Genomic DNA, 13,911 nt, shown 5'->3' with positions numbered 1-13,911 from the left:
TACTTTTATATATTTTTTTCAACTATTATTAATCATGAAAAAGGCTGTTGTATTTGATAACTCAGGAACATTGATTGAAAGGTTCAGGGTCATTAAGGATGTCATAAATGGCAATATATTCACCGATATTAATTCCCTTGATTTGATCGACCAGGCGGATGCCCTGGCTTTGGTCGTTCTTCAGTTCAATACCAATAAACTTCTGAAACTGGATTCAGACACTTTTATTTCTGATGTCATCAAGGAGTATAACATCGATTTTGATGTCAGCTTTTCAACAAAGCAGGTTTCCAAGGCTGAAGTCAAGGAAATTCTTGACAACGAAAAGTCAGCCACAGTATCAGACATCACTGACGGTTTTGACATTTTGCGAGAAAAGATTTCCCATATGGAGCTGTGCAACGGATCAGCTCTCATTGTTGACATGGACCTTGGCGTTGTTGCATATACCATCACTTCAGCAGGCAAGTTTTTCCCAAAGGTATTTGAAACCGTCGAAACGTTAAAGTCACGTGGAATTGAGATATATATCGCTTCAGGTGACAGGAAGGGAGCCATCAACAGACTGGCCAACATGCTTGATGTTCCAGAGGACAATGCCTTCGGTACCGTTTCAACCCGTGGCAAATGTGAAGTGGTATCCATCCTCAAGGACAGTGGCTATAAGGTCATGATGGTCGGTGACGGACTCAATGATATATTGGCATTTAAAAAGGCTGACGTTAGTGTCCTTACCATTGAACAGCAGGAGGAAGTGTCTCCTAAAATGATGGACAAGACCGACTACATTATTGAGGACATTTTTGAGGTCACAATGATTGATTTCTGATTAATTTTTTTATAACTCATAACTTATAAGTTATAACTTATAACTAATAACAACTAAAAAAATAATAATAAGTTATAAGTTATCAATTACCTCTTTGCTTTTGAGGATGTTATCGAAGTTGTTCAACTCGATGATTGCGGTATCAATCTTTTTAAGCAGATTCAGGTCCATTGTACCTTCACCCAATGTAATGTGCTGGTCTTTGACACCATCATTGTCATTCAGGTGACAGTAGCTGATGTTTTTTAGGCTAAGCATCTCCTCAAGGTTTCCACAGGTATTTCCGTGGCCGGTGTCGATTGTCAGGCTGCAGCCGGTTGCCTCCTGTATCATCTCTATTTCCTCAACGGTGTTTCCTAAAAACTTGCCACGGACAGGCATGTTTTCGACTGAAATCTCCACATTTGTGTTGTCTATGATTTCTCCAATGCTTTCAATAGCTATTTCCAATGCCCATTTCCTTAGATGAGGTTCGTTTCTACCTATTATTCCAGGATGAACAGTAATTGTATTTGCATTAATGCTTTCTGCATATTGTCCGCAATGGATCATCTGTTTTACACTTTCAGCTCTTATTCCCCTGTTCAGGCTTGCGATATTAATGTCCACTGTTGCCGCATGCATTCTCATGTCAAGGCCGCAATCCTTGAATTCACCGTTGTCCTTTTCATAAAATGGGCCTTCTGCGAGAATTTCTATTATTTCAAATCCATGTTTTTTAGCTAAATCGATGATGTCATTGTTAGGTTCCATGAATAAAGCCAGTGTTGTAAAACCTAATTTCATATTTAAATATTGGTAAGGCAAATATAATAAATGTTAACATATATCAAAAATTGACATATGGTGAAATATGACAGACGAAAAAGATTTTGAAAAAACTCATGAAAAGTTCCTCAAGCATTTTACCAATGGGATAATCCATAAACTTATCTTATGGATTATTTCAAAGGAGAATATTCATGGATATGGAATCATGAAAAAGCTGGATGATTTTTTCAGCTTTGAAAATTCCAAATGTGACATGAAGATCAATTCAAGCAAAATATATCCGATATTGTCCAAGATGGAGGATGAAGGATTAATTATTGGGGAATGGAAAGTCAACGAAAACAACAAAAGGGTAAAATATTATTCAATAACTGAAGATGGGCAGCAATTCCTGAATGAAATGCAGGCTCATATGAATGTTATCTTGGGTAATCCCTCCTGGATGAATTTTTTCAAAGACATGACAGGAATGGAGATTAACAATGAACGCAATTGAAACTAGAAATCTGACAAAAGTCTACAACAATAACTTTACTGCGGTTAATTCTCTTAACTTGGAAATTCCAAAAGGAAGTATTTTTGGCATGTTGGGTCCGAATGGTGCAGGCAAGACAACCACAATAAAGATGCTCACCTGCCTGATTCAGCCTACTTCCGGCAAAGCGACTGTTGGAGGATATGACGTTCAGGAAAATCCCGATGAGGTTCGAAACCTTCTGGGAATGGTTCCTCAACAGGTTAGCCTGTATAAGGATTTGACAGTAATGGAAAACTCACAGTTGTGTGCAGACTATTATGGTGTGCCTCAGGACGAGCGTGATACACGGATTGAAGATTTGATGGAGCTTGTTGACATCAAATATGCAAAGGACAAGCGTGTCGGACAGCTTTCAGGAGGCCAAAAGCAAAAGGCTTCCCTTGTGGCAAGTCTCGTTCACAGGCCGGACATCCTGTTTTTGGATGAGCCTACCATCGGGCTAGACCCTACCACCAAACGAACCCTTTGGGATTTGATAAGAGAGTTGAACGACAACGGTCACACAATAATTTTATGCTCCCACGACATGCATGAGGTGGATATGCTTTGTGACAATGTGGGAATCATCAACACCGGCAATCTGGTCGCTTACGATACTCCTCAAGGGCTTAAGGATGCTCTTCTGGAAAGCAACAAGCAGGAACTCACCGACGCTTTAACCAAAATTTCCGATGAAAGCGAGGGTTCCGATTCAGCAAGAGACGATTTGGAAAATCTCAGCTTAAAGAAGATGTCAGTGCTTTTGAAAAATCAGGATGAGGAAATTATAGATACAATTTCCCAATCCGATAATGTAAAAAGTGTGGAAGTGGCTAGAAACGGCCGTATTAATTTGAGAATAGACAGCTTTGACGATATGGCAGTTCAGAATGTATTGAATGACATAATTTCTTCCGGCGGAATAATCACTTCAATCTTCACTGAAGAGCCGTCTTTGGAGGACGTGTTTATAAAATCAACATCAGAGGTGAATGAGGATGATCGAGCCTAAGAAATTCTGGTGGATGATTAAAAAGGAACTGATTTCACTTAAAAGGCACCCTGCAAGGTTGGTTTCAATACTTGCATTTCCGATAATCATGATTCTGCTCTTTGGCTATGGAATGGGTGGGGAAATGACAGACCTGCCTATTGTTGTGGTGTCACAGTCAGACGGCGATTTGACCGATTTGACATTGGATACCATCAAGTCAACCGAGACATATCATGTTGTTGATGTCATTGACAGCTTGGATGAGGGAAAGGAGCGTGTAGAATCGGGTGAAGTTAAGGCTGCAATAATACTACCTTCTGATTATGATAAGGATACGACTCAGCAGAAGGGCGTAACGCTTTACATTGATTCGTCAGACCAGATGGCTTCACAGATTCTTGAATCATCAACACAGGGAATATTCTATAGGATTTCAAATATGGTGGCTTCACAGACCAGCGTTTCCACACAGGATGCGAATATCGAGCCTAGCATTTCACACTCCCTGGACAACTTCAAGGATGACATTAGCCTGCACATAAACCGCATTTATGGTAACATCAAGTATATAGACTTCCTTGTTCCCGCCATTTTGGGAATGACAATCATGATGAGCTGTATGATGGGAATGGGTGCAACAATTGCAGGTGAACGTGAAACAGGTGAGCTTGCAAGACTTTTCATGACACCTACATCAGTTTCCACAGTCATCGGAGGAAAGATTGCGGCTAAATTACTGATTGAACTTGTCAGGGCACTGATACTGATATTTATGGCGGTATTACTCTTTAATGTGAGCATCAAGGGAGGATTCCTGCAGACATTCATAGTTTTAGTCATAGGGGCATTGTGTTTTGTCGGATTTGGAATAATGCTTTCTGCAAGAACTCAGACCCAGGAGGATTATGCACAGATATCCCTGCCGTTCTCAATGCCTATGATGTTCGTTTCAGGAGTGTTCTATCCGATTGAGACAATGCCTTGGATTTTACAGAAGCTGGCTTATGTTTTCCCATTGACATATTTGAATGATGCAATGAGGGGAATAATGCTTAAGGGTCAAACTTTAGGTGATGTATGGCTTGATTTAGTCGTGCTTTTAGGATTTACAGTTTTATTCTTCATCATTGGAGTAAAACGATTTAACAGGGATGTATAGGAGGTTTTGAAATGTATAAAAAATTATTTATGGGAATAGTTATAGCGCTTTTGTGTCTCTCTCCAATAGCTGCAGCAAATTGGGATTCATTTGCCGGAGACATTGACCATAACGCCTATAGGGAAGAAAGTTCTGATTTCGTAACTAATCTGTGGACATACAGCATGGGATCTCCAATCCATTCATCCCCTGCAATCCACGATGATTATGTATATATCGTATCAACCGACGGTATCCTAAAAGCCGTTGATATGAAAACAGGAGAAGAGGAATGGGATTTGGATTTGGGATCTCCTACAAATTCATCACCGATTGTACATAAGAACAGATTATACATAGGATGTGAAGACGGCCTGAAGGCGGTAAACATCAACTCTCATGAAATCGTATGGGATTATGACTGCGACAATGTTGCGTCAACCCCATTTTATCATGATGATGTAATTTACTTTGGAAGTGATGACGGACATTTATACGGACTTAACAGGGACGGAAAGGTTGAATTCAACAAAAAACTGGATGGTGAGCTTAAGTCATCTCCTATTGTCGTAAACGATACAATATTCATAGGCTCAACAAATTCCAAATTATACAGCATAGACACAGACAAGTCCAAAAACTGGGAGTTCACCACAGGTGATGAAATATTGTCATCTCCAAGCTATGTCAATGAGACAGTCCTCTTCGGTTCATGTGACGGCAACATCTATTGCCTAAAGGAATCCAACGGGGAACTGGTCTGGAAAGAGGACCTGAGCAATAAGGTAATATCCTCCCCGACAGTTGACGAGCATGACAACAGCGTCTACATAGGCAGTGATGATGGAAACTTAACCTGCCTTGACGTTCGTGACGGTACCGTAAAATGGTCCCATCAGACAGGAGACAAGGTCCAATCAACCGCTGCTTTAAAAGACAATTTGGTTGCATTCGGTTCCAACAACGGCAACTTCTATGTTTTGAATAAGTATACCGGAGCTGAAGAGTTTACATACAACCCAGGTACAGTTTTATTTAATTCTGCAATTACATCCTCACCAGTGATTAACGGCAACTCCTTGATTTTTGGTGATGATTCAGGCAACCTGTATTCCTTGAACATTGAAAAATATGAAGTTCCAGGCTCAATGCAGCTCTATTATTCATTAGGAGTTTTAATCGTTCTCCTGATTGTGGCCGTTGTGGTTGTATTTAAGGTTAGGGGTCGCAAATAATTAACCTTATTAACCTTATTTTTTAAATTTTAAATGGGGGATGCGATGCAGAATATCGAAACTTTAAGAAATGAAAACATGAATCTAGCTGATAAAATATATATTTTCGACACTACTCTAAGGGATGGTGAACAGACTCCCGGTGTGGCTTTGACAGTTGACGAAAAAATCCAGATTGCTCAAAAGCTCAACAATTTGGGGGTTGACAAGATTGAAGTCGGCTTTCCGGCTTCATCAAAAGGCGAAATAGAGTCTGCCAGAAAAATCAAGGCTTTGGATTTGGATTCGACTTTGGTGGGACTTTCAAGATCTTTGACAGTGGATGTCGATGCGGTTTTGGATGCGGATTTGGACTATATACATACATTTATCGGAACCTCTCCTTTGCATCGTGATTATAAGCTGAAAATGTCCAAATCAGAAATCATCACAAAGGCGGTTGAAACCGTGGAATATGCCAAAGACCATGGATTGACTGTAGAGTTTTCCGCTGAGGACGCTACCAGAACTGAAAAAGGCTTTCTGTATGATGTCTTCAGCCAGGTAATTGATGCTGGGGCTGATTTTTTAGACGTTCCGGATACCGTAGGCATTTTGACTCCAATCATGACCCGTGAGCTGATAACAGATATAAAGGAAAGTTTTTCAATTCCTATTAGTGTCCATTTTCATAATGATTTTGGACTTGCTACTGCTAACACTCTGACAGCTATCGAATGCGGGGCCGATCAGGCTCACGTTACAGTCAACGGTTTGGGTGAAAGGACCGGTAACTGTTCTCTTGAAGAGCTTGTGATGACTTTGAAGTCAGCTTATAACGTTGATTTGGGCCTGGACACCACTCGATTATATAGCCTTTCCAATTTGGTGGGCCGTTTGACTGGTGTAAAGATGCCTGTCAACAAGCCGATTGTGGGGGACAACGCTTTTGCTCATGAATCAGGCATTCATGTTCATGGCATCCTGAACAACTCCTCTACTTATGAACCTATTTCTCCTGAAATGGTTGGCCATTCCAGACGTATCGTGTTGGGCAAACACACTGGGGCAAATGCTTTAAAGTCAAAACTAAAGGAATATCACATTGATTTAAATGACGAGCAGTTCTATAAGGTTTTCAATGAAATAAAATCTTTAGGTGATAGCGGTAAATGTGTTACCGATGATGATTTGGTGGCTATTGCCATTACTGAGCTCGCTTCAGCTCGTGAAACCCCAATTGAAATAAAGGGCATGAGTATTTCAATGGGTGCTAATGTTTCTCCAACCGCTACAGTTAAGCTTTCAATCGATGGTGTGGAAAAGGAAACTGCAAGTACAGGTGTTGGGCCGGTTGATGCTGCATTAAATGCTATTAGTGCTTTGATTGAGGATACCCTTCATATTGAGCTTGAAGAATATAATCTTGAGGCCATTAACGGCGGTACCGATGCATTGGCAGACGTATTTGTAATCTGTTCTGATCCTGATGGCAATAAATCTACCGGAAGGTCAATCAATCAGGACATAGTCATGGCAAGTATCTTGGCAGTTTTGGATTCAATCAATAAATTGTTGGTAATTTATCGAACAAATTATTAATTTTTTTTTAAAAAATTCTTTTTTTTTCATTTTTTTAGCATATTTGTAATTTTTATTTTACAAATTATTATTTTATTATTATAGATTAATAGAGATATTATGAAAAAGTTTAGTAGAATTTCTATTTATTATTTATTTTTTTATTTATTTTTTATTTGCATATTAATTGTTCAATATTTTTTATTTATTTTTTTACTTACTTTTTATATATTCCAATTTTTTTATTTTACTGTTTATATTTATAATGCAAATTTTATGTAAAATTTTATATACATTAATAGCTAAAGTTTAATATGGTGAAATTATTATGGAGAATAATACAATTTTTGTAGGTAGCAAACCTGTTATGAATTATGTTTTAGCAGTTGTTACACAATTTAACGAAGGGTCTGATAGCGTTCTTTTAAGAGCTAGAGGAAAAGCTATCAGTCGTGCTGTCGATGCTGCTGAAATTGTAAGAAATAGGTTTGTTCCGGAAGCGGATGTTACAGACATTCAAATTTCTACTGAAGAAATTGAAAATTTCAACAATGAAAAAACAAACGTTTCTATTATAGAAATTTTAATTGAAAAGAGTGAATAGCTCTTTTTAATCAAATTTCTTTAACACATTTTTATCAAAAAGGTATTTGGAAAGCAATATATTTGATGTTCCTTTTCCTTTTGCTTCTACTTTTCCTTTGCGTATTGCTTTTAGGACACTATCAATATCCTTTTCACAATCGATCAGACTAAAGCAGTCGCCAACAAATTTCCAATAGTGTGCATCGCTTGCACCTAATGTTGGAATATTTTCAGTTTTTGCTAAATTTTTTGCCTTATTGTTACAGTAGCCTATAATGAATCTCGCATTTTTTGTCTCTATTGCATCGATTTTAAGTTCCTTAGGATTAATTTTGCATAGGAGCCCATGGCGGTAAAAACAGAATGGGTGAGGTATAATTGCAAGACCCCCTAAATCATGAATTCTGTCGATAGTATCTTGAGGTGAAAGGTCACGAGGTATATTTTCCTCACACCCAAAACCAAGGATATGGCCAAGTGTTGATGAAATCTCAATAGATGGTATTGCCAATATATCTGTATTTCTAGTTTTAGTCAAAACTTCACTGGTTCCATCAACGGTATTGTGGTCGCTTATAGCTATTATGTCAATATCTCTTTTTTGGGCTGTTTTTAGTATATCATCAATTTTTGAATGTGAGTCCGGTGAATACTCGCTGTGAATGTGGGAGTCCATTTTAAGCATATTATCTATCCTTGTATAGTCTTGATTAATCCGATTGTTCCGGTCATCATCACATCTCCCCCGGGAGCTGCATGATGCCAATCTAGATTTGTCTTTTCAATCAGTTCCCTTTTCGGGCCGCTGACTATAACCTTTTCGATTTCAGATATCGGGTTTAATACATGTGCCCCATGTCCGAAGTCTTCGTGAACTTCCTCGTGGGTTATCTCACCTGATGCCAATCTTTTGATATACCTTTCAAGTGATTCTCCACTGAGGCTTGAGGTGTGATGTTCAAACACTCCCTGTATCTTGCCGTTTTCTATTGATGCCGCTGTTGTGTGGCCGTTTCCGATATCTATTACAATGAAGCTGTTCAGTTTGCTTGCCACCTCATCATAGCACATTCCGGCTATTGATGCGAATTTGGTATCCATCACCAATGGAAGGTTTTCTATGCCTTCATCCTTTATCTGTCTTCTGACAGCCTGCATTCTTGTGAAGTACTCAGGCATTTCCTCCTTGAATCCGAATTCCAATGGGGAGATTGGATGTGACACCTTTTCCCTTATCTTTTCAAATCTGAAGTCCCTGTCTCCCATATTTTCATTATACCCGTGATCCTGCACGGCTATTGCTATTTCGTCGAAATCGAAATCCAGGTCATAACCTAACAGGAATTCGGATAATTTCTTGATATTGATGTCGCCAAGTTTTATTTTTGTATATTCTGAGTAGTCTTTGCCCTCATCTGCAATTTCTATTCCCAATGACTTGACCTGTTCGATATTGTCGCGTATTGTTTTTGCACATGTCGGTTCCATCACTACCTTGTATCCTTTTTCCATATGTTCCAATAGGCTTTTTTTGATTTTACCTCCGCCCATTATTTCTCCTGTAAAGTAGATGTCATTTTCTATTTCCCTTATCTGTTGGGATATGTATAAGTGCGGAGATGGAAGAACAAGCTTTATGGAATTTTCCAGTTCCTTTTCGGTATCATATATCATTATGTCTTGTGTTCCGGTTCCAACATCAATAGCTAAAATTCTCATAATTTAAAATTGTTCTTTATAATATTAATAATTTTAAAATGTACATTTTTGTACAACAAAGTTTTATATAGTACATTGATGTAAGTATTATTATGACTTACAAAATTGAATTATCATCAGATGAAGTGCCAAAGCAATGGTATAATATGCTCGCTGATTTGCCTGTTCCACTTCCTGCTCCTAAAAACAGTGAAGGAAAAGACCAAATTTCAGCTTTACAATTAGCTTTCACCAAAGCAGGCCTTGAACAGGAATTTGCAACAGATCGCTATATCACTATACCAAAAGAAGTTAGAGAATTATACATGGAAATGGGAAGACCTTCTCCATTGGTCAGAGCCAATAAATTGGAGGAATATCTTAATACTCCTGCAAAAATCTATTTCAAAAGGGAAGACTCTTCACCAACCGGTTCACACAAGTTGAATTCAGCTATTCCTCAAGCTTATTTTGCTAAAAAGGAAGGTGTTGAAAGATTGACTACTGAAACTGGTGCAGGCCAATGGGGTACTGCATTGTCCCTGGCATGTAATTTGCTTGACATCGAATGTACAGTATATATGGTTAAAGTTTCCTTCAACCAAAAGCCGGACAGGAAAAACATCATGGACATTTACGGTTCAAATGTATTTGCTTCACCTAGTGAAAATACAGAAGTCGGACGCCAGGTCCTTGCTGATAATCCAGACCATCCAGGTTCATTGGGAGTTGCCATTTCCGAAGCTATGGAAGAGGCTTTGCAAAATGATGAAGTAAAATATTCCTTAGGTAGTGTTTTGAACCATGTTATGCTGCATCAGACCGTTATCGGTCAGGAATTGAAGACACAGCTTGAGATTGCTGAAGAGACTCCGGATGTAATGATAGCATGTGCAGGTGGAGGAAGTAACTTTGCCGGATCACTGTTCCCATTCATCAAGGACAAGATTGACGGAAACTCAGACACCCAGTTTATCGCTGTTGAACCAAGCGCTTGCCCTACCTTAACAGAAGGAACCTATGATTATGACTTTGGAGATTCCAACGGTTTCACCCCAATGCTTAAAATGTTCACCTTGGGACATGACTTTGTAGCCCCTTCAGTTCACGCTGGAGGTTTAAGATACCACGGTATGTCACCTATCGTTTCCCTTTTAACTAAAGAGGGATACATTGAACCAAGATCAGTTCATCAGAAGGACTGTTTCGAAGCAGGTATCACTTTTGCACGTAATCAGGGTATTGTTCCTGCTCCTGAAACCACTCATGCAATCAGGGCTGCAATCGATGAGGCATTGAAATGTAAACAGACTGGCGAAGAGAAGACTATCGTATTGAACTTCTCCGGTCATGGAATGTTGGACTTAAAAGGATATGCTAGCTATTTTGACGGAACCATGCAAAATGCTAAATAATCCTTTATTTATTTTTTTTTGATTTTTTTAGTTATAAGTTATAACTTATTATTTTTTCATTATTAGTTATAACTTATAAGTGTTAATGAATAACTAATAACTTATTTGTGAAAACAAATACTTTATAAGGAAGAAGTTATAAAATATAACTTATTTGTTAAAAGTTAGTTATGATAAGTTATTTCTTAAAACTTATTTTTTATAATTTAGAAGTTCTAACTTAAACCTTATTTCCTATCCCTTAGAAGTTGGAACTGATAACTTATTTCCTTTAAGTTTTAATTTAAAAGAAATAACTTAATCCTTTTAACTTATACTGGATAACTTAATTGTTATTCTTTAGAGCTTTGAAATTTTAAGTTATAATTCATAACTGGTAACTTAAAACTTATCAGATATAGGAGAATTCTTTAATGAGTGAAGTAATTGCAGTGATGAATCAAAAAGGGGGCTGTGGTAAAACAACAACTGTTGTGAATACTGCAACATCTCTAGCGGTAATGGGCAAATCTGTTTTAGTGGTCGATATGGATCCTCAGGCCAATGCTACTACAAGCTTTGGCATTGATAAAACTAAAATAGAAAATACTATATACGATGCTATCATTGGGGATATAAATGTAAAAAAAGCAACAATTCCTACGTTTATTAAAAATTTGTTTATTATCCCAAGTAATATATCCCTCAGTGGTGCCGGTATGGAGCTTTCCAGTAGAGAAAATTACCATATTATCTTGAAGGAAACTCTTAAGGATGTCGTACCGTTATTTGATTACATTTTCATTGATTTACCTCCTTCATTAGGTGTCATAACAGTCAATGCATTAGTAGCTTCCGATAGCGTTTTAATACCTATCCAAGCTGAGTATTATGCACTAGAAGGCGTAGCCGATTTGATTAATACCATAAAATTAGTCGAACAAAGGCTTAGAAGTCCCACTCCAATTAAAGGAATTCTCCTCACTCTATATGATAAGAGAACTAGGCTCAGCAAAGACGTTTACAAAGAGCTTAAAAGCTACTTTGGTGAATCAAACTTATTATTTAAAACCGTTATTCCAAGAAATATCAGATTGGCTGAGGCTCCTAGTTATGGAAAGCCTTGTCTTGTTTATGATCCTGAAAGTACTGGAACAAAAGCTTATCTTAAATTGGCAAAGGAAATTATCCAAAGGGATGAAAATGTTAATTTGAGCGATGCCAAGACAAATATTAAAGCTAAAGCTGAATTAAATAGAAATTCCAATAAGACTGGGAGGGGTAGATAATGCCTAGAAAAGGTCTTGGAAAAGGGTTAGACTCTTTAATTCCACCTGATTTTTATAATGAGGATTTTGACAGTAATTCCCCTCAGTCCCTTGAAGATATGTTAAAAGAAGAGGAGACTACTGTTGAAGACGTTGTTGATGATGTAACCTCTAAAGAGGAAACTGAAGTTGAAGATGAAGTAACTCCAGAAGAAGAAACTGAAAGTGATGATACAGATGTTGAAGAAGGCATGGAAAATGAGGAAACTGATGACTCATCCGAAGAGTTATCTGGCAATCATGGCGGCGAAGAAACTGTACAAACATCATCAGAAATCCAAATCCAAAAGGAACACATAGATGATGTTAAAAAGATTGTGGACAAAAATCCAAGAATCACTTTATGGTCTTCAAGATCTTCAGCTGTATTGAGATATTTAAGAAAAACCGAACCCGAATTCAGTATTTCTAAAGAGGCTTCTATTTTGATTGATGAGGCCGTTTCTAAAAAATACCCTGAAATTTGGGCATTATTTGATGATGACTAGTATATTATCAAATATAATTCACTTTTTTTAATATATTATTTTGCACTTGAAATTGTTCTCAAGAATCTATTTTTCACTTGAAATTATACTTAATATATTTTACAATATATATTTGATATGCTATTTTTTTCTATTATTTTAATTGATTTCATGAATATTTATTTTAACAATAATCCATTATATTATAATTTACTCTTATAAAAAATTTAAAAATCAAAAGTAGTCTGATATTCACCACTTATTTTAATATATGGTTCCGCTCTGTCAACTACAACACCTAGTTTCCTAAGCTGTTCTTTATTGGAGAATGGTGTTTTTTTTCGAATAGAAATTATCTGCTTTGCAGATTTTACACCGATGCCTGGAACCCGTATCAATTCTATCAGTGGTGCGGAATTTATTTCTACAGGGAATATATTCATATTTTTTGCGGCCAGTATTTTCGGGTCCTGGCTCAACAGCAGATTGTCATTATCGTCAAATACCAGCTCTTTAACATTATAGTGGTAATCGTTAAGCAGGCTGTCAGCATTGTATAACTTTGAGGTTCTGTCAGTTGAACATGCCTCTTTATTTGAAAATTCAGTTTCTTCAATTGGGGTAAATGCTGAAAAGTATGTTCTTTTCAATTCTGAATTTTTGTAGATTTTTTCCATTCTACTAAGTATTTCCCTGTCACTTTCATCGTTTGCGCCGACAATAAGTTGGGTTGTATGGGTGGAATTCGGATAAGTCGTACTTTTATGCTGGTATCTATTGATCCATGATAACCTTTTCAGTATATCCTTGTTGTAGTCCTTAGTTGAGGATAGTTCTGCAAGGCCTGATGGTGTTGCAGCTTCGATGTTTATGCTAACTCTATTTGCAAGAGCCATTGCCCTTTTGATTGAGTCCCTACTGGCACCCGGAACCACTTTTAAGTGTATATAATCGTCATAACCGTATTTTTTTCTCAAAAGTCTGATTGTTTCTATTTCCTTTTCCATTGTGGAGTCCACATCGCCTGTGATTCCTGAGCTTAAAAACAGACCGTTGACCATTCCCCTGTTATAGTATCCGAGAAATGCCTTTGCAAGCTCTTCAGGTGACAGTTCCAATCGTGTGAAATTTCTTTTGGATTGGTTGATGCAATATTTGCAGTCATTTTTACATTTGTTTGTTAAAAGAGTCTTAAAAAGAGGAATCTTACATCCATTATGACCTGTTGCTTCGTAAATTCCAGGCAAATTAATCTGCGAACTTTTGTTATGACTGACATAATCGCAAAGATCATACTGTGCAGAATCTGTTAAGATTTTCATCTTTTCCAATGTAGTCATGTTAATAATTATATATTTTATATTAAATAACAATTCTTTTTGAAATTATATGCCT

The 13,911-nt window shown here is 37.4% G+C and carries 14 protein-coding genes; 10 read left to right on the top strand and 4 right to left on the bottom strand.

Annotated features, from left to right (window positions below; translation table 11 throughout):
• Window positions 1-34 precede the first annotated feature (34 nt).
• On the top strand, window positions 35-829 hold the full coding sequence (locus tag E7Z79_RS01490) for an HAD family hydrolase (RefSeq protein ID WP_303738213.1): 795 nt from the start codon (window positions 35-37) through the stop codon (window positions 827-829).
• A 72-nt stretch (window positions 830-901) separates the two neighbouring features.
• Here the strand turns inward: E7Z79_RS01490 and E7Z79_RS01485 are convergent, their stop codons facing one another.
• Window positions 902-1,615, bottom strand: coding sequence for a sugar phosphate isomerase/epimerase (locus E7Z79_RS01485; protein WP_303738212.1), 714 nt, complete (start codon window positions 1,613-1,615; stop codon window positions 902-904).
• Window positions 1,616-1,682: 67 nt separating this feature from the next.
• Between E7Z79_RS01485 and E7Z79_RS01480 the strand changes: the two genes are divergently transcribed.
• The 6 genes from E7Z79_RS01480 to albA all read left to right on the top strand — a co-directional run bounded on the left by E7Z79_RS01480 (window position 1,683) and on the right by albA (window position 7,648).
• A complete protein-coding gene (locus tag E7Z79_RS01480; RefSeq protein ID WP_303738211.1) occupies window positions 1,683-2,096 on the top strand; it encodes a PadR family transcriptional regulator in 414 nt (137 codons plus the stop codon).
• Window positions 2,083-3,129 (top strand): ATP-binding cassette domain-containing protein, encoded by a 1,047-nt coding sequence (locus E7Z79_RS01475; RefSeq protein ID WP_303738210.1) that lies wholly within the window; start codon window positions 2,083-2,085, stop codon window positions 3,127-3,129. The genes E7Z79_RS01480 and E7Z79_RS01475 overlap by 14 nt, the downstream gene beginning before the upstream one ends.
• Window positions 3,116-4,270 (top strand): ABC transporter permease, encoded by a 1,155-nt coding sequence (locus tag E7Z79_RS01470; RefSeq protein WP_303738209.1) that lies wholly within the window; start codon window positions 3,116-3,118, stop codon window positions 4,268-4,270. Before E7Z79_RS01475 ends, E7Z79_RS01470 begins: the two co-directional genes overlap by 14 nt.
• Window positions 4,271-4,281: 11 nt before the next feature.
• Window positions 4,282-5,484, top strand: a complete 1,203-nt coding sequence (locus tag E7Z79_RS01465) for a PQQ-binding-like beta-propeller repeat protein (protein ID WP_303738208.1) — start codon at window positions 4,282-4,284, stop codon at window positions 5,482-5,484.
• Between the two features lie 45 nt (window positions 5,485-5,529).
• Window positions 5,530-7,065 carry a 2-isopropylmalate synthase gene (locus tag E7Z79_RS01460; protein ID WP_303738207.1) on the top strand — a complete coding sequence of 512 codons (1,536 nt, stop codon included), beginning with the start codon at window positions 5,530-5,532 and terminating at the stop codon, window positions 7,063-7,065.
• A 307-nt stretch (window positions 7,066-7,372) separates the two neighbouring features.
• Complete coding sequence (gene albA, locus E7Z79_RS01455; protein WP_292600277.1) at window positions 7,373-7,648, top strand: DNA-binding protein Alba; 276 nt, start codon at window positions 7,373-7,375, stop codon at window positions 7,646-7,648.
• 6 nt (window positions 7,649-7,654) lie between these two features.
• Here the strand turns inward: albA and E7Z79_RS01450 are convergent, their stop codons facing one another.
• On the bottom strand, window positions 7,655-8,314 hold the full coding sequence (locus E7Z79_RS01450) for a PHP domain-containing protein (RefSeq protein ID WP_303738206.1): 660 nt from the start codon (window positions 8,312-8,314) through the stop codon (window positions 7,655-7,657).
• A gap of 5 nt (window positions 8,315-8,319) precedes the next feature.
• Window positions 8,320-9,348 (bottom strand): DUF1786 domain-containing protein, encoded by a 1,029-nt coding sequence (locus E7Z79_RS01445; RefSeq protein WP_303738205.1) that lies wholly within the window; start codon window positions 9,346-9,348, stop codon window positions 8,320-8,322.
• 92 nt (window positions 9,349-9,440) lie between these two features.
• On the opposite strand from E7Z79_RS01445, the gene E7Z79_RS01440 reads away from it, so the two are divergent.
• The 3 genes from E7Z79_RS01440 to E7Z79_RS01430 all read left to right on the top strand — a co-directional run bounded on the left by E7Z79_RS01440 (window position 9,441) and on the right by E7Z79_RS01430 (window position 12,537).
• Window positions 9,441-10,742 carry a TrpB-like pyridoxal phosphate-dependent enzyme gene (locus tag E7Z79_RS01440; protein ID WP_303738204.1) on the top strand — a complete coding sequence of 434 codons (1,302 nt, stop codon included), beginning with the start codon at window positions 9,441-9,443 and terminating at the stop codon, window positions 10,740-10,742.
• 413 nt (window positions 10,743-11,155) lie between these two features.
• Window positions 11,156-12,010 carry a ParA family protein gene (locus tag E7Z79_RS01435; RefSeq protein WP_303738203.1) on the top strand — a complete coding sequence of 285 codons (855 nt, stop codon included), beginning with the start codon at window positions 11,156-11,158 and terminating at the stop codon, window positions 12,008-12,010.
• Window positions 12,010-12,537, top strand: a complete 528-nt coding sequence (locus E7Z79_RS01430; protein ID WP_303738202.1) for an AAA family ATPase — start codon at window positions 12,010-12,012, stop codon at window positions 12,535-12,537. Before E7Z79_RS01435 ends, E7Z79_RS01430 begins: the two co-directional genes overlap by 1 nt.
• Window positions 12,538-12,743: 206 nt before the next feature.
• Here the strand turns inward: E7Z79_RS01430 and E7Z79_RS01425 are convergent, their stop codons facing one another.
• Window positions 12,744-13,856 (bottom strand): radical SAM protein, encoded by a 1,113-nt coding sequence (locus tag E7Z79_RS01425; protein ID WP_303738201.1) that lies wholly within the window; start codon window positions 13,854-13,856, stop codon window positions 12,744-12,746.
• Window positions 13,857-13,911: the final 55 nt, after the last annotated feature.

The organism is Methanobrevibacter thaueri (assembly GCF_015062905.1).
Classification (GTDB): Archaea; Methanobacteriota; Methanobacteria; order Methanobacteriales; family Methanobacteriaceae; genus Methanocatella; species Methanocatella thaueri_A.
Note: the sequence above shows the minus strand (reverse complement) of the source record. Positions and strands in the feature narration are given on the sequence as shown.